This is a genomic window from Streptomyces sp. WG7 (genome assembly GCF_049975785.1).
Classification (GTDB): domain Bacteria; phylum Actinomycetota; class Actinomycetes; order Streptomycetales; family Streptomycetaceae; genus Streptomyces.
Map to the genome: position 1 here is coordinate 442,906 of NZ_JBNGGE010000002.1, position 20,559 is coordinate 463,464.

Consider the following 20,559-nt stretch of genomic DNA (forward strand, 5'->3'; position numbering starts at 1 on the left):
CGCCTCCCCTCCCCCGAACATCGAGCACAGATGTGCGACTCTTGTGCGATCTTATGGCAGCAACTGACGGTTGAGGGTGGACTGAGGGGGATGACAGCCATGGACACGGCTGCCGACGAAACGGTGACCGGCGAGTCGGCGGGCGCACCGGAACGGCTGCCCGGCGAACGCCGGAAACACCCCTGGCGGACCTGGCCGCCGACCCTGCCGGCCGGCGCGCGCCCCTACCTGACCCCGCTCGTCCTGTACGGCGTCGCGAAACTCGTCGGCCTCACGGTCTTCGCCGCCCTGCTGGAGTACGCCGGGGACTACAAGGGGAAGAACCCGCGCTTCGGGGGCGGCGCCCACTGGTGGGACGTCCTGGCCACCTGGGACGGCTGGTGGTACCTCCAGGTCGCCGAGCACGGCTACAGCCCCTCCCTGGTGCCGCTCGACTCGGACGGCCTGTTCACGGTCCAGCAGAACTCGGTCGCGTTCTTCCCGCTCTACCCGGCCCTGATCCGCATGGTCTCGGAGACCACGGGCCTCGGCCTGTACGGCTCCGGGATCCTGGTCTCCGTCGTCTTCTCGTTCGTCGCGGCAGCGGGCATCTTCGCCGTGATCCGCCTCGTCGCCGGTGCCCGCGCGGGCACCATCGCCGCGGGACTGTGGGCCGTGGCCCCCGGCGCGGGCGTCGAGTGGGCGGTGTACTCCGAGTCCCTGTTCGTCGCCATCGCCGCCTGGGCCTGCTACGCCGTGATGACCAAGCGCTGGGTGGCGGCCGGCCTGCTGGCCTTCACCGCGGGCCTGAACCGCCCCACCTCCGCCGTCCTCATAGGCGCCGTGGGACTCGCCGCGCTGGTGGTCCTCGCCCGCCCCGCCACCCGACGCCAGCACGGCGTACGCGGCCCGGTGTACGCCATGGTCGTCGCCCCCCTGGGCCTGCTCGCCTACATCGCCTGGGTCGGCTACAGCATCGGCGAGCCGACGGCGTACTTCACGCTCCAGCGCGAGGGCTGGGCGCACTTCTTCGACTACGGCGCCCACACCCTGGACGTGCTGCTCAACCTCGCGGTGGGCCGCGGCGACTACCCCTTCGCCTTCTACACCCCCGACCTGCTGTCCCTCCTGCTGGTCCTGGCGCTGCCCTTCCTGATCGCCCTGATGTGGCGCAAGCGCCCCCCGCTGGTGCTCGTCGCGTACACCCTGGCGACGATCGTCACCGTCCTCGGCACCCAGCAGATGTTCGGCAACACCATGCGCTACCTGCTGCCCGCCTTCCCGCTCCTCCTGGCCCCGGCGGCGGCCCTCGCCCGCCTGAAGCTCCCGGCCCTGGCGGTCTTCTTCACCACGACCGCACTCGCCTCCGGCTGGTACGCGCACTACGTCCTCTTCGAGCTGGGCGTGCCGTAGCCACCCCGTCGAGCACACGCCGAAGGGCGGCCACCCCACGGGGTGACCGCCCTTCGGTCGTAGCGGCCTTGTCAGGCGACTCGCTTACTGGTTGTACGGACCGTAGTCGTAGTCCTCCAGCGGAACGGCCTGGCCGGAGCCCGTGCCGAACGGCGAGTAGTCGATGTCGTCGTAGCCGACGGCCGAGTACATCGCGGCCTTGGCCTCCTCGGTCGGCTCGACCCGGATGTTGCGGTAGCGGGACAGGCCCGTACCGGCCGGGATGAGCTTACCGATGATGACGTTCTCCTTGAGGCCGATGAGGCTGTCGGACTTGGCGTTGATCGCCGCATCCGTCAGGACTCGGGTCGTCTCCTGGAAGGAGGCGGCCGACAGCCAGGACTCCGTCGCCAGCGAGGCCTTGGTGATACCCATCAGCTGCGGACGACCGGAGGCCGGGTGACCGCCCTCCTGGACCACACGACGGTTCTCGGTCTCGAACTTCGTGCGCTCCACGAGCTCGCCGGGCAGCAGCTCGGCGTCGCCGGACTCGATGATCGTCACGCGGCGCAGCATCTGCCGGATGATGATCTCGATGTGCTTGTCGTGGATCGACACGCCCTGCGAGTTGTAGACCTTCTGGACCTCGCCGACCAGGTGGACCTGGACGGCACGCTGACCCAGGATGCGCAGCACGTCGTGCGGGTTGGTGGCACCCACGGTGAGCTTCTGGCCCACCTCGACGTGGTCGCCCTCGCCCACCAGCAGACGGGAGCGCTTCGAGATCGGGAACGCCGTCTCGTCGCTGCCGTCGTCCGGGGTGACGACGATCTTCTTGGTCTTCTCGGTCTCCTCGATCCGGACGCGGCCGGAGGCCTCGGAGATCGGGGCGACACCCTTCGGGGTACGGGCCTCGAAGAGCTCGACGACACGCGGCAGACCCTGGGTGATGTCGTCACCGGCCACACCACCGGTGTGGAAGGTACGCATCGTCAGCTGGGTACCGGGCTCACCGATGGACTGGGCGGCGATGATGCCGACCGCCTCACCGATGTCGACCAGCTTGCCGGTGGCCAGGGAGCGGCCGTAGCACATGGCGCAGGTGCCGACCTGGGACTCGCAGGTCAGGATCGAACGGGTCTTGACCTCCTCGACACCGTGGCGCACCAGCTGGTCGATGAGCACGTCACCGAGGTCGACGTTGGCCGGCGCGATCACCTTGCCGTCGATGACGACGTCCTCGGCGAGCATGCGGGCGTAGACGCTGGTCTCGACGTCCTCGGCCTTGCGCAGCGTGCCGTCGGCGTCGCGCGTGGCGATCGGCAGCTTGAGACCGCGCTCGGTGCCGCAGTCCTCCTCGCGGATGATGACGTCCTGGGAGACGTCGACCAGACGACGCGTGAGGTAACCCGAGTCGGCGGTACGCAGAGCGGTGTCCGCCAGACCCTTACGGGCACCGTGCGTGGAGATGAAGTACTCCAGCACGGACAGGCCCTCACGGAACGACGCCTTGATCGGACGCGGGATCGTCTCGTTCTTCGCGTTCGACACCAGACCACGCATACCGGCGATCTGACGCATCTGCATCATGTTGCCTCGTGCACCCGAGTTCACCATCATGAAGATCGGGTTGGTCTTCGGGAAGTTGTCGTTCATCGCCTCGGCGACCTCGTTGGTCGCCTTGGTCCAGATCGCGATGAGCTCCTGCGTGCGCTCGTCCTTGGTGATCAGACCGCGCTCGTACTGCTTCTGGACCTTCTCGTCCTGCGCCTCGTAGCCCTTGACGATCTCCTTCTTCGCCTCGGGAACGACGACGTCGGAGATGGCCACGGTGACGCCGGAGCGGGTCGCCCAGAAGAAGCCGGACGCCTTCAGGTTGTCGAGCGTCGCCGCCACGATGACCTTCGGGTAGCGCTCGGCGAGGTCGTTGACGATCTCGGAGAGCTGCTTCTTGCCGACCTCGTAGTCGACGAAGGGGTAGTCCTCGGGCAGCAGCTCGTTGAAGAGCGCGCGGCCCAGCGTGGTCTTCAGGGTGAAGGTGTCACCCTGCTGCCACTCCGGCTCACCCTCCTCGCGGGCCGGGGGCTCCCAGCCGCGGGGCGGGATGGTGCCCACCGGGAAGCGGATGTCGACCTTCGACTGGAGCGACAGGTCGCCCGCGTCGAACGCCATGATCGCCTCGGCGGCGGAACCGAAGGCACGGCCCTCGCCCTTGAGGTCGCGGCCCTCTCCGTCGGTGGTGAGGAAGAACAGACCGAGGACCATGTCCTGGGTCGGCATCGTCACCGGACGGCCGTCGGCCGGCTTGAGGATGTTGTTCGAGGACAGCATCAGGATGCGGGCCTCGGCCTGCGCCTCCGCGGAGAGCGGCAGGTGGACGGCCATCTGGTCACCGTCGAAGTCCGCGTTGAACGCGGTGCAGACGAGCGGGTGGATCTGGATGGCCTTGCCCTCGACCAGCTGCGGCTCGAAGGCCTGGATGCCGAGGCGGTGCAGCGTGGGCGCACGGTTCAGCAGAACCGGGTGCTCCGCGATGACCTCTTCGAGCACGTCGTACACGACCGTGCGGCCGCGCTCGACCATGCGCTTGGCGCTCTTGATGTTCTGCGCGTGGTTCAGGTCGACCAGGCGCTTCATCACGAACGGCTTGAAGAGCTCCAGCGCCATGGCCTTCGGCAGACCGCACTGGTGCAGCTTCAGCTGCGGGCCGACGACGATGACGGAACGCGCCGAGTAGTCGACTCGCTTGCCGAGCAGGTTCTGACGGAAGCGGCCCTGCTTGCCCTTGAGCATGTCGGACAGCGACTTCAGCGGACGGTTGCCGGGGCCCGTGACCGGGCGACCACGACGGCCGTTGTCGAAGAGCGCGTCGACGGCCTCCTGGAGCATGCGCTTCTCGTTGTTCACGATGATCTCGGGCGCGCCGAGGTCGAGAAGCCGCTTCAGGCGGTTGTTGCGGTTGATCACGCGGCGGTACAGGTCGTTCAGGTCGGAGGTCGCGAAGCGGCCACCGTCCAGCTGCACCATCGGACGCAGGTCCGGCGGGATGACCGGCACGCAGTCGAGCACCATGCCCTTGGGGCTGTTGCTGGTCTGCAGGAACGCGGAGACGACCTTGAGGCGCTTGAGCGCACGGGTCTTCTTCTGTCCCTTGCCGGTACGGATGATCTCGCGGAGGCGCTCGGCCTCCTCGTCGAGGTCGAAGGACTCCAGGCGCTTCTGCAGGGCAGCCGCACCCATGGAGCCGTCGAAGTAGGTGCCGAAGCGGTCGCGCAGCTCGCGGTAGAGCAGCTCGTCGCCCTCCAGGTCCTGGACCTTGAGGTTCTTGAACCGGCTCCACACCTCGTCGAGGCGGTCGATCTCGCGCTGCGCGCGGTCGCGCAGCTGCTTCATCTCACGCTCGGCACCCTCGCGCACCTTGCGGCGCACGTCGGCCTTGGCACCCTCGGCCTCGAGCTCGGCCAGGTCGGTCTCGAGCTTCTTGGCGCGGGCCTCCAGGTCGGCGTCGCGACGGTTCTCGATCTGCTGGCGCTCGACGGAGACGTGGGCCTCCAGCGAGGGCAGGTCGCGGGTGCGGCGCTCCTCGTCGACGTACGTGATCATGTACGCGGCGAAGTAGATGACCTTCTCGAGGTCCTTCGGGGCGAGGTCGAGCAGGTAGCCCAGCCGCGACGGAACGCCCTTGAAGTACCAGATGTGGGTGACGGGGGCGGCGAGCTCGATGTGGCCCATCCGCTCGCGGCGCACCTTGGCGCGCGTGACCTCGACGCCACAGCGCTCACAGATGATGCCCTTGAAGCGGACGCGCTTGTACTTGCCGCAGTAGCACTCCCAGTCCCGGGTCGGACCGAAGATCTTCTCGCAGAAGAGTCCGTCCTTCTCGGGCTTGAGCGTGCGGTAGTTGATCGTCTCGGGCTTCTTGACCTCGCCGTGGCTCCACTGACGGATGTCGTCAGCGGTGGCCAGACCGATCCGGAGCTCGTCGAAGAAGTTGACGTCGAGCACTATGCGTCAATCCCTCTCAGGGTTGTAAGTCTTGGGGTCTGAAACGGGGGTCCTGGGGCCGGCCGGAGGTTCAGGGATCTTCATCGCTGAACCTCCGGACCGGACTCCCGTCAGACCTCTTCGACGCTGCTCGGCTCGCGCCGGGACAGGTCGATGCCGAGCTCCTCCGCTGCGCGGAAGACGTCCTCGTCGGTGTCACGCATCTCGATGGACATACCGTCGCTGGACAGCACCTCCACGTTGAGGCACAGGGACTGCATCTCCTTGATGAGCACCTTGAAGGACTCGGGGATGCCGGGCTCAGGGATGTTCTCGCCCTTGACGATGGCCTCGTAGACCTTCACGCGGCCGGTCACGTCGTCGGACTTGATCGTCAGCAGCTCCTGGAGGGCGTACGCGGCGCCGTAAGCCTCCAGCGCCCACACCTCCATCTCACCGAAGCGCTGACCACCGAACTGGGCCTTACCACCCAGCGGCTGCTGGGTGATCATCGAGTACGGGCCGGTCGACCGGGCGTGCAGCTTGTCGTCGACCAGGTGGTGGAGCTTGAGGATGTACATGTAGCCGACCGAGATCGGCTCCGGGAACGGCTCACCGGAGCGGCCGTCGAACAGCCGCGCCTTGCCGGACGGGAGCACCATGCGCTCGCCGTCGCGGTTCGGGATGGTGTGCTGGAGCAGACCGGCCAGCTCGTCCTCGCGCGCACCGTCGAAGACCGGGGTGGCGACGTTAGTGCCGGGCTCGACCTTGTCGGCGCCGATGGCCTGCAGGCGCTGCGCCCACTCCTCCGCGAGGCCGGAGACGTCCCAGCCGCGGCTGGCGAGCCAGCCGAGGTGGATCTCCAGGACCTGTCCCGGGTTCATTCGGGACGGGACACCCAGCGGGTTCAGGATGATGTCGACCGGGGTGCCGTCCTCCAGGAACGGCATGTCCTCGATCGGGTTGATCTTGGAGATGACGCCCTTGTTGCCGTGACGGCCGGCGAGCTTGTCACCGTCGGTGATCTTGCGCTTCTGCGCGACGTAGACGCGGACCAGCTGGTTCACGCCCGGCGGCAGCTCGTCGCCCTCTTCGCGGTCGAAGACGCGGACGCCGATGACCTTGCCGATCTCACCGTGCGGCACCTTCAGGGAGGTGTCGCGCACCTCGCGCGCCTTCTCACCGAAGATCGCGCGGAGCAGGCGCTCCTCCGGGGTCAGCTCGGTCTCACCCTTGGGCGTGACCTTGCCGACGAGGATGTCGCCGGCGACGACCTCGGCACCGATGCGGATGATGCCGCGCTCGTCGAGGTCGGCGAGGACCTCCTCGGAGACGTTCGGGATGTCCCGGGTGATCTCCTCGGGGCCGAGCTTGGTGTCACGGGCGTCGACCTCGTGCTCCTCGATGTGGATCGAGGAGAGGACGTCGTCCTGCACGAGGCGCTGCGACAGGATGATCGCGTCCTCGTAGTTGTGACCCTCCCACGGCATGAACGCGACCAGCAGGTTCTTGCCGAGCGCCATCTCGCCGTTCTCGGTGGCCGGACCGTCGGCGAGGACCTGGCCCTCGATGACCCGGTCGCCCTCGGCGACGATGACCTTCTGGTTGACCGAGGTTCCCTGGTTGGACCGGGAGAACTTGGCCAGGCGGTACGTGATGTACGTGCCGTCGTCGTTGGTGGTGGTGATGTAGTCCGCGGAGACCTCCTGGACCACACCCGCCTTCTCGGCCTTGACCACGTCGCCGGCGTCGGCGGCGGAGCGGTACTCCATGCCGGTGCCGACCAGCGGGGACTCGCTCTTGATGAGCGGCACCGCCTGGCGCATCATGTTCGCGCCCATGAGGGCACGGTTGGCGTCGTCGTGCTCGAGGAACGGGATCATGGCGGTCGCGACCGACACCATCTGGCGCGGCGAGACGTCCATGTAGTCGACGTCGTCACCGGGGACGTAGTCGACCTCGCCGCCACGACGGCGGACCAGGACGCGGGCCTCGGCGAACCGCATGTCGTCGTTGAGCGTGGCGTTGGCCTGCGCGATGACGAAGCGGTCCTCCTCGTCGGCGGTCAGGTAGTCCACGTCGTCCGTGACCTGGCCCTCGACGACCTTGCGGTACGGCGTCTCGATGAAGCCGAACGGGTTGATCCGGCCGTACGAGGCGAGCGAGCCGATCAGACCGATGTTCGGGCCTTCGGGCGTCTCGATCGGACACATGCGGCCGTAGTGCGAGGGGTGCACGTCACGGACCTCGAAGCCGGCCCGCTCACGGGAGAGACCACCCGGGCCGAGGGCGTTCAGACGACGCTTGTGCGTCAGCCCCGACAGCGGGTTGTTCTGGTCCATGAACTGGGACAGCTGGCTGGTGCCGAAGAACTCCTTGATGGAGGCGACGACCGGCCGGATGTTGATCAGGGTCTGCGGCGTGATCGCCTCGACGTCCTGGGTGGTCATGCGCTCGCGCACGACGCGCTCCATACGGGCGAGACCCGTACGGACCTGGTTCTGGATCAGCTCGCCGACGTTGCGGATGCGGCGGTTGCCGAAGTGGTCGATGTCGTCGGTCTCGACGACGATCTCCCGGCCCGACTCGCCGACCGTCTCGGTCTCACCGGCGTGCAGCTTCACCAGGTACTTGATGGTGGCGATGACGTCGTCGGTGGTGAGCACGCCGGCGTCCAGCGGCTCGTCGGCGCCGAGCTTCTTGTTGACCTTGTAGCGGCCGACCTTGGCCAGGTCGTAGCGCTTCGGGTTGAAGTAGAGGTTCTCGAGCAGCGTCTGCGCGGCCTCACGCGTGGGCGGCTCGCCCGGACGCAGCTTGCGGTAGATGTCGAGCAGCGCGTCGTCCTGGCCCTGGGTGTGGTCCTTCTCCAGGGTGGCGCGCATGGACTCGTACTCGCCGAACTCCTCGAGGATCTGCTCGGTGGTCCACCCGAGCGCCTTGAGGAGGACGGTCACGGACTGCTTGCGCTTGCGGTCGATGCGGACACCGACCATGTCGCGCTTGTCGATCTCCATCTCCAGCCAGGCACCCCGGGACGGGATGATCTTGGCGGAGAAGATGTCCTTGTCGGACGTCTTGTCGATCGAGGAGTCGAAGTAGACACCCGGCGAACGGACCAGCTGCGACACGACGACACGCTCGGTGCCGTTGATGACGAAGGTGCCCTTGTTGGTCATGAGCGGGAAGTCGCCCATGAAGACCGTCTGGGACTTGATCTCGCCGGTCTCGTTGTTGGTGAACTCGGCGGTGACGAAGAGCGGGGCCGCGTACGTGAAGTCGCGGTCCTTGCACTCGTCGATGCTGTTCTTGGGGGGCTCGAAGCGGTGGTCGCGGAACGTCAGCGACATCGACCCGGAGAAGTCCTCGATCGGCGAGATCTCCTCGAAGATCTCTTCCAGACCGGACTTGGTGGGGACGTCCTGACCGGACTCCAGAGCCGACTCGACGCGAGCCTTCCACGCGTCGTTGCCGAGCAGCCAGTCGAAGCTCTCGGTTTGCAGCGCGAGAAGGTTCGGAACCTCGAGGGGCTCCTTGATCTTTGCAAAGGAGATGCGCAGCGGGGCGGTGCTGGCAGCGTTGTTCGTATTCGCGGTCGAGGCATTGCGCGAGGCGGCCAAGAGGGGGTCCTTCCGAGGGCTCGGACTCACTACGCGCGTACCGGCCCCTCTTCCGTGCACGAAGACAGGGGGCGCCTGATGTGGCCCGAAAGCCAGGTCAGGCATGCTCTGATCGTCGGTGCTCGGGTGAGGGCAGACCCCTGGTGACGGGCAGGGGGCAACTAACAGGCAGCGCAAAGGGTCAGTGTAGCCACATGGCACACTGATGTCCAGTGCGGGTCTCGGGGACCGTGTTCGCTCCTCGTTGTTCTCACCACCTGCGGCAAGGCCTCGCCCTCAACGCACCGTGATACTGCCCTCTTCGCCGTGGATCCATGCCTCGGATTCGGATCCTTGTGACGACGCGTCCTGAGAATCGCGCGCTGCGTGCGGTTCGTCAAGGCCCCCCTTGCTCGAACCGCCTGCCGCCAGGGGCTCTCAGGGCCCCGGCGACGGCACGACGAAGATCACCCTACTCTTCGCCGTCACGCGTGCAAGGCAGCCGCCGCCGGACCCCGCGTACGCCGAAGAGCGACCACCCGGATGGATGATCGCTCTTCGGCGCTGAGGCGTTACAGGTTCTGACGGATCCGTGAGATCCATGAGACCTGCGAGGTCATTGCGCGACCCGTGAGGTCGGTGAGACCTGCGCGGTCGCTGAGACCCGTGAGGTGTTACTTGACCTCGACCGAGGCGCCGGCGCCCTTGAGGGACTCGGCGGCCTTCTCGGCGGCGTCCTTGGCGACCTTCTCGAGGACGGGCTTCGGGGCGCCGTCCACGAGGTCCTTGGCCTCCTTCAGACCCAGGGAGGTCAGCTCGCGCACGACCTTGATGACCTGGATCTTCTTGTCGCCGGCACCGGTGAGGATGACGTCGAACTCGTCCTTCTCCTCGGCGGCCTCGGCGGCGGCGCCACCAGCGGCACCACCGGCGACGACGACCGGCGCGGCAGCGGCGGCGGTGACGTCGAACTTCTCCTCGAAGGCCTTCACGAACTCGGAGAGCTCGATGAGGGTCATCTCCTCGAACTGGGCGAGCAGGTCGTCCTGGCTGAGCTTCGCCATGATGGCGGTCCTTCCACTAATTCGGCAGGTGCCGGATGTACGGGGTGAGGCGGGCGTACGTCGGGCCCGCAACGACCCTCACCTCATGCGGTTCACGCGGCGAGGATCGGAAAGCGAGCCGAATTACTCGGCACCGCCCTGCTCGTCCTGCTTGGCACGGAGCGCGTCCACGGTGCGGACGAGCTTCGAGGGCAGCGCCTGGAAGACAGAGGCAGCCTGGGACTGCTTGCCCTTCATGGCACCGGCCAGCTTGGAGAGCAGAACCTCGCGGGACTCGAGGTCCGCAAGCTTCTTGATCTCGTCGGCGGACAGCGCCTTGCCGTCAAGGACACCGCCCTTGATGACGAGGTTCGGGTTGTCCTTGGCGAAGTCGCGCAGACCCTTCGCCGACTCCACCGGGTCACCGGTGACGAAGGCGACGGCCGTCGGACCAGCGAAGAGCTGGTCGTCGAGCGTGATCCCGGCCTCGTTGGCCGCAATCTTGGTCAGCGTGTTCTTCACCACGGCGTACTGGGCGTTCTCACCGAGCGACCGGCGCAGCGTCTTGAGCTGCGCCACGGTGAGACCGCGGTACTCGGTCAGCACTGCGGCGTTGGAGCTGCGGAACTTGTCCGTCAGCTCGGCAACCGCGGCAGCCTTTTCGGGCGTCGCCATAGAGCCTCGGCCTCCTTCCGGGTGATTCGGACCGCGCGGACCCGAAGGAGGACTGGGGAAAACGAAACGCCCCGGCGCAGGCGCACGGGGCGTGACTCAACCTTCTGCCACACGCGCGAGGCGTGCACTCGAGGGAGTTCATCCACAGTCACCTACGCGGGTCGTCCGCAGTTCAGCGGATCCTTCGGCCACCGTGACTCTCGCGAGCGCACGGCAACGACCAGCGGTCTTTGGCTTCTCCAGGAAGGTACCCGACCGGATCGGCGTCAGGCAAATCCGGTCGGCGGCGCGACGCGCGGGACCGGAGCTCAGACCCCGGAGCCGAGCCCCAGGTCCTCCAGCTGGGCCAGCTCCTCGTCGAGAGTTCCCTCGTCGAGGGCTCCCTCGTCGTCGGCGATCTCGCCCAGCTTCTTGATCATCTCGAAGAGATCGAAGGTCTCACCGGCCGGCGGCACCTCGACCTCGGCCTTGGCTCCGTAGTCGGAGAGCTTCATGCTCATGTCGACGTTGCCCTGGGGGGTGTCCATTCCGACGTCCATGCGGACCGGCATGTCGTCGTCGTTGACCCAGACCTCGGTGTCGTAGCCCTTGACGCCGGACTTCTCGACGTTCTGCAGAAGCTGCTGGCGCTCCTTGGGCTCGAGCACGTCCAGGCTCTCGTTGCTCTCCAGCACCTCCTTGACGGTGAGCGTGCCCTTGTAGTGCTGGGCCGCTACGCCGTCGACCTTCTCCTCGCCGACATGCTTGAGATTGGGCGACTCCAGGAGCAGGGCAAGCTGCTCGACCGGGTTCTGGTTCATGTTCTCCATACCGGACAACATCGCCCCACCGGCCTCGGCGCCCGCGGACTCGGCGGCGGCCCCCAGGTCCATCTTCATCCAGCGCTTGCCGTCCATGTCCTTGGCGGCGGCCGCGCCCATGTCCGCGTACATCACGTTGTCGCGCCAGATCATCCGGATCTGCTCCGGGGCGTCCGGCTCGGTGGCCAGCATGGAACCCTTGACGGTCACGTCCATCACCGTCGGGTCCCAGCCCATGACACCGGTCATCGAGACATCGCCGCCGCCTTCCATGGCGGCCGGCATCGACATGGTCATCTCGACGTTGGCGGACTTGGCCTCGGCCGTCTTCTCGTAGGCCGCGGTCAGGACCTGCTGGACGGTCCGCTCGCCGCCGTCCTTGTTCTCGGCGCCGCAGCCGACGGCCCCACCCGCCAGCACCAGAACGGACACGCCGGCGAGCGCCACTCCACCCCGCGAATGCACAGAAAGCCTCATCGATTCCCCCCAAGGAAACGCGACGAACGTACGGTCGAATATGAGAAAACGCTGTGAGCTTATCCGACGCGTTCGTCCGGCTGCCTCGGATTACCGGGTCGCCCCCTTCAGCAGCTCCGTGAAGTCGGCGGTGTCCCCGGCCGGAGGACGCTCGGCGAAGACGGCGACGCCGTAGTCGCTGTAGTAGGCGGTCTGGGTCAGCTCCCCGGTCTCCGTCCGCCCCCGCTCGACCTTCTTGACCAGCAGGTCCCGGTCGTCGACCCAGATGTCGACGGTCTGCTCGGTGGCGCCGCCCACCGTGCCGGACCAGTGCGCGGTGCGCCGGCCGCGGACCGTCTCCTCGCCGACCTTGCGTACGTCGTCGGAGGCCAGCAGCAGCTTCACCGCGTGGTGGGGCGTGGTGTTGCGCATCTGTTCCGCCAATCCGGCGCCCGTACCGCCGCCGAGGTCCTCCAGGTCGGCGTAGAGGTACTTGATCCAGTGTCTGCCGCCCACCCGGTCGGCGAACTCGTCGCCCATCCTGGCGTAGTACGCGTCGGGCAGGTACCGGGCCTCCATCGCGGTGGTGCCGAGGCTGCGCATGGTCTCCGCGGTCGTTCCGCCCGTGTACGTGATCGTCAGGGTGCCGGTGAGGCCGTCGCGCCAGCCGAGGGCTCCGGCGGCGTCCAGGGACAGCTCGCGGCCCATGACGGTCGTGGACTCGACCCGCGCCGAACCCGCACGGCCGGTGGCCCGCTGCACGGAGCGCAGGGGCTCCGTCGACGGGTCGGCGTGGTCGGTGGGCGTGTCGGCGGAGGTGCAGGCGGTGACGCAGGCCAGCGCGGCCGTCACCGCGATCGAGACGACCGTACGACGTGCCGTCGTGCTCGTCATGCATCCCACCCCCGTGCGAGTCCCGTGACCGCACGCTAACCCAGGCCACGGGCATCCGTACGGGAAAAGGAGACGGGAAGAAGACCCGAAGAAGACCCGAAGAAGGCGGGACGACGGAACGGGGACAAGGAGCGGGAACAAGGAATGGGAGCCGGGCGGAACAGGAGCGGAAAAGGGAACGGGCCCCGCACCTCGGAAAGGTGCGGGGCCCGTGAACCGGTTGGGCGAGCCGTTGGCTCAGACCGCGGCCGGGTCCTCCTCGACGAGGAGGTTGCGGGTGCGGTTGGAGTCGACCGGAATGCCGGGGCCCATCGTGGTGCTGATGGCGGCCTTCTTGATGTAACGGCCCTTGGCGGCGGACGGCTTCAGACGGAGGATCTCCTCCAGCGCCGCGCCGTAGTTCTCCACCAGCTGGGTGTCCTCGAAGGACGACTTGCCGATGATGAAGTGCAGGTTCGAGTGCTTGTCGACGCGGAACTCGATCTTGCCGCCCTTGATCTCGGTCACGGCCTTGGCCACGTCCGGGGTCACGGTGCCGGTCTTCGGGTTCGGCATCAGACCACGCGGGCCGAGGACGCGGCCGAGGCGGCCGACCTTGCCCATGAGGTCCGGGGTGGCGACGACGGCGTCGAAGTCCAGACGGCCCTTCGACACCTCGTCGATCAGTTCGTCGGAGCCGACGATGTCGGCGCCCGCGGCGGTCGCGGCCTCGGCACGGTCACCGGTCGCGAAGACCAGGACCCGGGCGGTCTTACCGGTGCCGTGCGGGAGGTTCACGGTGCCACGGACCATCTGGTCGGCCTTGCGCGGGTCGACACCCAGGCGGAAGGCGACCTCGACGGTGCCGTCGAACTTGGTCGTGGAGGTCTCCTTGGCGAGACGGACGGCCTCGAGCGGGGCGTAGAGCTTGTCCCGGTCGATCTTGGCGTCCGCAGCGCGGAGAGACTTGCTGCGCTTGCTCACTACTGCTCCTGTTGGCTTCTGAGGAGTCGTGGTCCGGGCCGAGCAGGCCCTGCCACTACTGCTGTTGGCTTACGGGGGTGGAGGTCAGCCCTCGACCGTGACGCCCATGGAACGCGCGGTGCCGGCGATGATCTTCTCGGCGGCGTCCAGGTCGTTGGCGTTGAGGTCGGGCATCTTGGTGGTGGCGATCTCGCGGACCTGGTCACGCGTGATCTTCGCGACCTTGGTCTTGTGCGGCTCGCCGGAGCCCTTCTCCACGCCCGCGGCCTTGAGGATCATCTTGGCGGCCGGCGGCGTCTTGGTGATGAAGGTGAAGGAGCGGTCCTCGTAGACCGTGATCTCCACCGGGATGACCCAGCCGCGCTGCGACTCGGTCGCGGCGTTGTAGGCCTTGCAGAACTCCATGATGTTGACGCCGTGCTGACCCAGCGCGGGGCCGACCGGCGGAGCCGGGTTCGCGGCACCGGCCTGGATCTGGAGCTTGATGAGCCCCGTGACCTTCTTCTTCTTGGGAGGCATAGCTCTCCGGGTCCTTTCGATTCGGGTCCTGCCCGCATCCGGGGGCGACCCGGACACAGGCATACCGCACAACGATAACGGGTATGGATGTGCGGCCAAAAACCGAGCAGGTCAGGCAGGGCGCGAACGCCCGCCTGACCTGCTCGGAAGCAGTACGTCCAGAAGGTCTCAGTTCTTCTGGATCTGGTCGAAGCTCAGCTCGACCGGGGTCTCGCGGCCGAAGATCTCGACGAGGCCCTTGACCTTCTTCGAGTCGGCGTTGATCTCGTTGATCGTGGCCTGCAGCGTCGCGAACGGGCCGTCGGTGACGGTGACCGAGTCGCCGACCTCGAAGTCCAGGACCTGGACCTCGACCTTGCGCTGCGGAGCCGGCTTGCCCTCGGCCTCGGCGGCCTCGCGGGCGGCCTTCTCCTCGGCCTCGGGGGCGAGCATCTTGACGATCTCGTCCAGCGTCAGCGGGTACGGGTCGTAGGCGTTGCCGACGAAGCCGGTGACGCCGGGGGTGTTGCGGACGACGCCCCAGGACTCGTTGGTCAGGTCCATGCGCACGAGGACGTAGCCGGGCAGCTTGTTCTGCCGGATCGTCTTGCGGTCGCCGTTCTTGATCTGGACGACCTCTTCCTGCGGCACCTCGGCCTGGAAGATGTAGTCCTCGACGTTGAGCGAGACGGCACGCTGCTCGAGGTTGGTCTTCACGCGGTTCTCGTAACCGGCGTAGGTGTGGATCACGTACCACTCGCCGGGGAGGACGCGCAGCTCCTGGCGGAGCTTCTCGATCGGGTCGAGCTCGGGCTCGGCCTCCGCGGCCTCGTCGGTCTCCGCGTCGGACTCCGTGACCTCGTCGGCCTCCGCGTCGTCACCCGTCGGCTCGGCGGTCTCGTCCTGGGCGTCGGCGGTCTCGTCCGCGTCCGCGACGACGGCGTCGTCGGCAGCCTCGGCCTCGACGGAGGCCTCGGTGTCCTCGTTGTCGGCGCCCTCGAAGGTGCCGGGCTCGTCCTCGACGGACTCGACCGGCTCGATGGCGTCGTTCACGTTCGGGTCAGACACGGTGGCTGCTTCTTCCTGGATACATAGGGGTGGAACACGCGAAAGGGGCGCCGGGTACCTCGGCGCCCTTCGCTCTCGAATCAGCCGAAGACGTACTTGGCGGCGTTACTGAAGCCATAGTCAATCAGAGTCACCAGGCCGATCATGATGACCACGAAGATGATCACCACGGTGGTGTACGTCGTCAGCTGGTTGCGGCTCGGCCAGACAACCTTGCGCAGCTCCGCGACGATCTGGCGGTAGAAGAGCGCGAGACGCTTCAGCGGGCCCTTCTTGGCACGCTTGCCGCCCTTGCGCGACTTCTTCTTGGAGTCCGGCGCTTCGTCCTCGGCATCAGGCATGTCGATGGAGCCCACGGCGTCCGTCACTCGTCCTCACCTGATTCCGGGTCGTGGCCGTGCCGCGCCCGGTCTGAGCCGCACGGCGGTGCATTGCTGTACGTACATGCGCACACATCCTGGCGAAGGTGTGTGTAGCAGGGCCGGAGGGACTTGAACCCCCAACCGCTGGTTTTGGAGACCAGTGCTCTACCAATTGAGCTACGACCCTTTGTGTGTCCCCCAACGTACCGCATCCGCCCGGATGCTTGGTGTGCACCGAGTGAGCGCGAGCCGTTGAAGGCCAACGAGGTGAGAGTGTACGTGCTCAGGGGCCGGGCGTCGAACAGAAAGGACGCGCGGGAGTCCTCGCCGTGCCGTCCTGGCCGAAGATCGCCCTGGCCGCGGGGGCCGGTCCGGACTGTTGTTCCGGCTGTTCCGGCGTTTGTCCCCGTCCTGGCCCGCCCGGTCTCCCCCTGTCTCGACCGCTCTCGCCAGATCCCTCCAGATCCCACCAGATCCCGCCAGGCATAGGCGCGGCATAGGCACGGCCTCGGCAGATCTCGTCCTGCTCAGTCCGTGAAACCCGTGTGTCCCGGAAGTTCCCTGTCTGGAACGATGGGCTCCATGAGCGCTGCAACCCCTCCCACCGAGCGCCGGGTCTCCGCCCGGGTCGGTGCGATCTCCGAGTCCGCCACCCTCGCCGTGGACGCCAAGGCCAAGGCCCTCAAGGCCGCCGGGCGACCGGTGATCGGCTTCGGCGCCGGTGAGCCCGACTTCCCGACGCCCGACTACATCGTCGAGGCCGCGATCGAGGCGTGCAAGAACCCGAAGTTCCACCGCTACACCCCGGCCGGCGGACTGCCGGAGCTGAAGGCCGCGATCGCCGCCAAGACGCTGCGCGACTCCGGCTACGAGGTCGACCCGTCGCAGATCCTGGTCACCAACGGCGGCAAGCAGGCCATCTACGAGGCGTTCGCCGCGATCCTCGACCCGGGCGACGAGGTCATCGTCCCGGCGCCGTACTGGACCACGTACCCCGAGTCGATCCGGCTGGCCGGCGGTGTCCCGGTCGAGGTCGTCGCCGACGAGACGACCGGCTACCGGGTGAGCGTGGAGCAGCTGGAGGCCGCGCGCACCGAGAAGACGAAGGTCGTCCTGTTCGTGTCGCCGTCGAACCCGACGGGGGCCGTGTACAGCGAGGCCGAGACCGAGGCGATCGGCCAGTGGGCCGTCGAGCACGGCCTGTGGGTGCTGACCGACGAGATCTACGAGCACCTCGTCTACGGCGACGCCTTCTCCGTGTCCATGCCGGCGCTGCTGCCCGAGCTGCGTGACAAGTGCATCGTGGTCAACGGTGTCGCCAAGACGTACGCGATGACCGGCTGGCGGGTCGGGTGGGTCATCGGCCCGAAGGACGTCGTCAAGGCCGCGACGAACCTCCAGTCGCACGCCACGTCCAACGTGTCCAACGTCGCCCAGGCGGCGGCGCTCGCCGCGGTCTCCGGCGACCTGGACGCCGTGGCGAAGATGCGGGAGGCCTTCGACCGGCGCCGCAGGACGATCGTGCGGATGCTCAACGAGATCGACGGCGTGCTGTGCCCGGAGCCGGAGGGCGCCTTCTACGCCTACCCGTCGGTCAAGGCGCTGCTCGGCAAGGAGATCCGCGGCAAGCGCCCGCAGGACACGGTCGAGCTGGCCGCGCTGATCCTGGAGGAGGCCGAGGTCGCGGTGGTGCCCGGCGAGGCGTTCGGCACGCCCGGGTACCTGCGGCTGTCGTACGCGCTCGGGGACGAGGACCTCGTCGAGGGCGTGAGCCGGATCCAGAAGCTGCTGGCGGAGGCCAGGGACTGACGGTCGCGCCCCGGCCGTTCTTCAGCAGGGTCTCACCGGAACGTTCCGGTGAGACCCTGCTTTGTTTGTGCGAGCAAGACCACGTACGGGGAAAGTGCTGTCGGGTCGGCCGTGTCGTACGGCAGGATCACGGAATGGAGCGTGTACGTGATGTCTCTGAACTGCCGAAGGCCCATCTCCACCTGCACTTCACCGGGTCGATGCGGCCCGCGACCCTGCTGGAACTGGCCGACAAGCACGGCGTGCGTCTGCCCGAGACGCTGACCGAGTCACTGGGCCGCGGGGAGTCGCCGAGACTGCGGGCGACGGACGAGCGGGGCTGGTTCCGCTTCCAGCGGCTGTACGACGCGGCGCGATCGTGCCTCCAGGAGCCGGAGGACATCCAGCGGCTCGTCCGCGAGGCCGCCGAGGAGGACCTGCGGGACGGGTCGGGGTGGCTGGAGATCCAGGTGGACCCGACGTCGTACGCGCCGCGGCTGGGCGGGCTCATCCCGGCGCTGGAGATCATCCTGGACGCGGTGGAGACGGCCGTCCGGGACACCGGGATCGGGATGCGGGTGCTGGTCGCCGCGAACCGGATGAAGCATCCGCTGGACGCGCGGACGCTGGCCCGTCTCGCGGTGCGGTACGCGGACCGGGGCGTGGTCGGGTTCGGACTCTCCAACGACGAGCGGCGGGGCATGGCCCGGGACTTCGACCGGGCGTTCGCGATCGCGCGGGAAGGGGGACTGCTGTCCGCACCGCACGGGGGCGAGCTGACCGGGCCGCTGTCCGTACGGGACTGCCTCGACGACCTGGAGGCCGACCGGATCGGCCACGGGGTGCGGGCGGCGGAGGACCCGCGGCTGCTGAAGCGGCTGGCGGACCGGCAGGTGACGTGCGAGGTGTGTCCGGCGTCGAACGTGGCCCTGGGCGTGTACGAGAAGCCGGAGGACGTGCCGCTGCGGACGCTGTTCGAGGCCGGGGTGCCGATGGCCCTGGGCGCGGACGACCCCCTGCTGTTCGGGTCCCGGCTGGCCGCCCAGTACGAGATCGCCCGTCAGGCCCACGGGTTCACCGACGCGGAGCTGGCGGAACTGGCACGTCAGTCGGTACGGGGGTCGGCGGCGCCGAAGGACGTGAAGGAGAAGCTGCTGGCGGGGGTGGACGGCTGGATGGCCTCGTAGGGACGGCGCAGACCGCCCTGCGGGGGGCGACAGACGCGCCTCGCAGGGGGGGCGGCACAGACGCGTCCTACGTGGGCGGCACAGGCACGCCGGCCACTGCGGCAGGCGCATGCGGCCCTTGCTGCGGGCGGCCGTGCCTCCCCGGTTCCTGAACGACCGGGGCGACCGAGGACGACCGGGACGACCGGGACGACCGGGACGACCGGGACGACCGGGACGACCGGGACGACCGGGACGACCGGGACGACCGGGGCGACCGGGGCGACCGAGGACGTACTCGCACGTCGGCGCGGGTGGGCACGATGAGGGCCCGCTCCAGCGAAGCCGGGACTCGGGGGCACCGGAGCACCCCGTCGCGCCGGGCGGCGTCACCCACCCGTCCCCGTTCGCGCCCACGCCGGGCGGCAGTTCAGCAGACCCCCGCGAGCAGTGTCCGGGCGAGTCGCCGGGCGAAGTCGTCCATCGGCGGGCGGACACCGCTCCGCGTCGCGTCGTACGCGAACGCCCGCTGCGCGCAGGCACCCAGCAGCAGCGACGCGGCGGCGAAGGTGTCCGCGTCGGCGCGGACACGCCCTGCGGCCTGCTCGGCGCGCAGGTAGGCATCGAGGCCCTCGATCGGCAGGTGCGGCCCCGTGCCCATCTCCCGCATCGCGTCGTCGTGCCGCCGCTTGAGCTGCGTCTGCGCGTACAGCGAGGCGGCGATCGGGAAGCTCTGCTCGTAGAAGAGCGCGGCCTGACGGGCGATCTCCGTGACGTTCTCCTCGAGAGAGCCACGGCCCGGCTCGGCGGCGAGTTCCCGCAGCAGCGGGGTCAGCCGCGGCAGCCGCTCGGACAGGACGCGGATGAAGAGCTCCTCCTTGCTCACGAAGTGCTTGTACAGCGCCGCCTCGGAGCAGTCGGCTCCCCTGGCGATCTCCTTGGTGGTGGCGCGGGCGAGCCCGACGGTGAGCATCAGCTCATGGGCGGCGTCCAGGATCCGTTCCCGGGCCGGTTTGGCGGGCGGCATGGCGGCTCCAGTCGGGGGTTGACGGGTGGTGAGTATTTACTCACCCTAGAGGAGGAAGGGGTGAGTAAGTACTCACCCACCCAGAGGTCGTCCACCACAGCGCAGCCACGCCACCGCGCGGAACGGAGTACGCCATGAAGCTCACCGTCTTCGGTGCCACCGGAGGCATCGGCCAGGAGGTCGTCCGGCAGGCCCTCGACGCCGGACACCAGGTCACGGCCGTCGTACGGGACCCCGCGCGGCTGTCCGTGACCGGCGAACGTCTGGAAGTGTTCCGCGCGGACCTGGGCGACCCGGCTGCTGTGCGGCCGGCGGTGGCCGGGCGGGACGCCGTGCTGTCCGGACTCGGCGCACGCCGCCGCGCCGACGCCGGGGTCGCGACACGGCTCACCCGCACGGTGCTCGGCGCGATGGAGGCGGAGGGCGTGCGCAGGCTGCTGGTCGTCAGTGCCGCTCCGGTCGGGCCCCGGCCACGGGACGCCGGACTCCTGGACCGGGCTGTGCTCGGCGTCGTCTCCGCCGTCCTCAAGGACATCTACGCCGATCTGCGCGCCATGGAGGCGGAAGTGGCGCGCAGCACCACCGACTGGACGGTCGTCCGGCCGCCGCGCCTGCAGGACAAGCCGATCTCCGGCCGGTACCGGACGGAGATCGGCGGTTTCCCGGTCAAGGGCCGTTACGTGGGCCGCGCCGACGTCGCCCACGCGATGCTCGCGATGACCGGCGACGCGGGGACCCTGAAACAGGGCGTGGGTGTCGCCTACTGAGGCGGCTCCCCGGCCCTTCGGCTTCGGCTCCGGCTCCGGCTCCGGCTCCGGCTCCGGCTCCGGCTCCGGCTCCGGCTCCGGCTCCGGCTCCGGCTCCGGCT

Annotated in this window: 15 protein-coding genes and 1 tRNA gene; 4 read left to right on the top strand and 12 right to left on the bottom strand. The window is 68.3% G+C overall.

Annotation, left to right across the window (positions count from 1 at the left end):
* Nucleotides 1–99 precede the first annotated feature (99 nt).
* Nucleotides 100–1,392 carry a hypothetical protein gene (locus ACP4J0_RS04520; protein ID WP_426597287.1) on the top strand — a complete coding sequence of 431 codons (1,293 nt, stop codon included), beginning with the start codon at nt 100–102 and terminating at the stop codon, nt 1,390–1,392.
* A gap of 84 nt (nt 1,393–1,476) precedes the next feature.
* Here ACP4J0_RS04520 and ACP4J0_RS04525 read toward each other — a convergent pair whose 3' ends face one another.
* The 11 genes from ACP4J0_RS04525 to ACP4J0_RS04575 form a co-directional block, all read right to left on the bottom strand.
* Nucleotides 1,477–5,376 carry a DNA-directed RNA polymerase subunit beta' gene (locus ACP4J0_RS04525; RefSeq protein WP_426597257.1) on the bottom strand — a complete coding sequence of 1,300 codons (3,900 nt, stop codon included), beginning with the start codon at nt 5,374–5,376 and terminating at the stop codon, nt 1,477–1,479.
* A 110-nt stretch (nt 5,377–5,486) separates the two neighbouring features.
* Nucleotides 5,487–8,972, bottom strand: coding sequence for a DNA-directed RNA polymerase subunit beta (gene rpoB / locus ACP4J0_RS04530; RefSeq protein WP_426597258.1), 3,486 nt, complete (start codon nt 8,970–8,972; stop codon nt 5,487–5,489).
* 653 nt (nt 8,973–9,625) lie between these two features.
* The gene (gene rplL / locus ACP4J0_RS04535; RefSeq protein ID WP_063482831.1) at nt 9,626–10,015 is read right to left on the bottom strand and encodes a 50S ribosomal protein L7/L12; all 390 of its coding nucleotides are present in this window, start codon (nt 10,013–10,015) and stop codon (nt 9,626–9,628) included.
* 123 nt (nt 10,016–10,138) lie between these two features.
* Nucleotides 10,139–10,669: a 50S ribosomal protein L10 gene (gene rplJ, locus ACP4J0_RS04540; RefSeq protein ID WP_073725156.1), complete on the bottom strand. Its 531-nt coding sequence runs from the start codon at nt 10,667–10,669 to the stop codon at nt 10,139–10,141.
* A 308-nt stretch (nt 10,670–10,977) separates the two neighbouring features.
* On the bottom strand, nt 10,978–11,901 hold the full coding sequence (locus ACP4J0_RS04545) for a hypothetical protein (protein WP_426597259.1): 924 nt from the start codon (nt 11,899–11,901) through the stop codon (nt 10,978–10,980).
* A 135-nt stretch (nt 11,902–12,036) separates the two neighbouring features.
* A complete protein-coding gene (locus ACP4J0_RS04550; protein ID WP_426597260.1) occupies nt 12,037–12,819 on the bottom strand; it encodes a hypothetical protein in 783 nt (260 codons plus the stop codon).
* Between the two features lie 237 nt (nt 12,820–13,056).
* Nucleotides 13,057–13,782 carry a 50S ribosomal protein L1 gene (gene rplA, locus ACP4J0_RS04555; protein WP_426597261.1) on the bottom strand — a complete coding sequence of 242 codons (726 nt, stop codon included), beginning with the start codon at nt 13,780–13,782 and terminating at the stop codon, nt 13,057–13,059.
* An 84-nt stretch (nt 13,783–13,866) separates the two neighbouring features.
* The gene (rplK, locus tag ACP4J0_RS04560; RefSeq protein WP_006130605.1) at nt 13,867–14,301 is read right to left on the bottom strand and encodes a 50S ribosomal protein L11; all 435 of its coding nucleotides are present in this window, start codon (nt 14,299–14,301) and stop codon (nt 13,867–13,869) included.
* A 168-nt stretch (nt 14,302–14,469) separates the two neighbouring features.
* On the bottom strand, nt 14,470–15,348 hold the full coding sequence (nusG, locus tag ACP4J0_RS04565; RefSeq protein WP_426597262.1) for a transcription termination/antitermination protein NusG: 879 nt from the start codon (nt 15,346–15,348) through the stop codon (nt 14,470–14,472).
* 80 nt (nt 15,349–15,428) lie between these two features.
* Complete coding sequence (secE, locus tag ACP4J0_RS04570; protein ID WP_279565425.1) at nt 15,429–15,716, bottom strand: preprotein translocase subunit SecE; 288 nt, start codon at nt 15,714–15,716, stop codon at nt 15,429–15,431.
* 108 nt (nt 15,717–15,824) lie between these two features.
* Nucleotides 15,825–15,897: transfer RNA gene (locus tag ACP4J0_RS04575), tRNA-Trp, on the bottom strand.
* 395 nt (nt 15,898–16,292) lie between these two features.
* On the opposite strand from ACP4J0_RS04575, the gene ACP4J0_RS04580 reads away from it, so the two are divergent.
* Nucleotides 16,293–17,519, top strand: coding sequence for a pyridoxal phosphate-dependent aminotransferase (locus ACP4J0_RS04580; RefSeq protein ID WP_426597263.1), 1,227 nt, complete (start codon nt 16,293–16,295; stop codon nt 17,517–17,519).
* Nucleotides 17,520–17,653: 134 nt separating this feature from the next.
* Nucleotides 17,654–18,685: an adenosine deaminase gene (locus tag ACP4J0_RS04585; protein WP_426597264.1), complete on the top strand. Its 1,032-nt coding sequence runs from the start codon at nt 17,654–17,656 to the stop codon at nt 18,683–18,685.
* A gap of 409 nt (nt 18,686–19,094) precedes the next feature.
* Here ACP4J0_RS04585 and ACP4J0_RS04590 read toward each other — a convergent pair whose 3' ends face one another.
* Nucleotides 19,095–19,691: a TetR/AcrR family transcriptional regulator gene (locus ACP4J0_RS04590; protein WP_426597265.1), complete on the bottom strand. Its 597-nt coding sequence runs from the start codon at nt 19,689–19,691 to the stop codon at nt 19,095–19,097.
* Nucleotides 19,692–19,825: 134 nt separating this feature from the next.
* Here ACP4J0_RS04590 and ACP4J0_RS04595 point away from each other — a divergent pair, with 134 nt between their 5' ends.
* Nucleotides 19,826–20,458 carry an NAD(P)-dependent oxidoreductase gene (locus ACP4J0_RS04595; RefSeq protein WP_426597266.1) on the top strand — a complete coding sequence of 211 codons (633 nt, stop codon included), beginning with the start codon at nt 19,826–19,828 and terminating at the stop codon, nt 20,456–20,458.
* Nucleotides 20,459–20,559 lie beyond the last annotated feature (101 nt).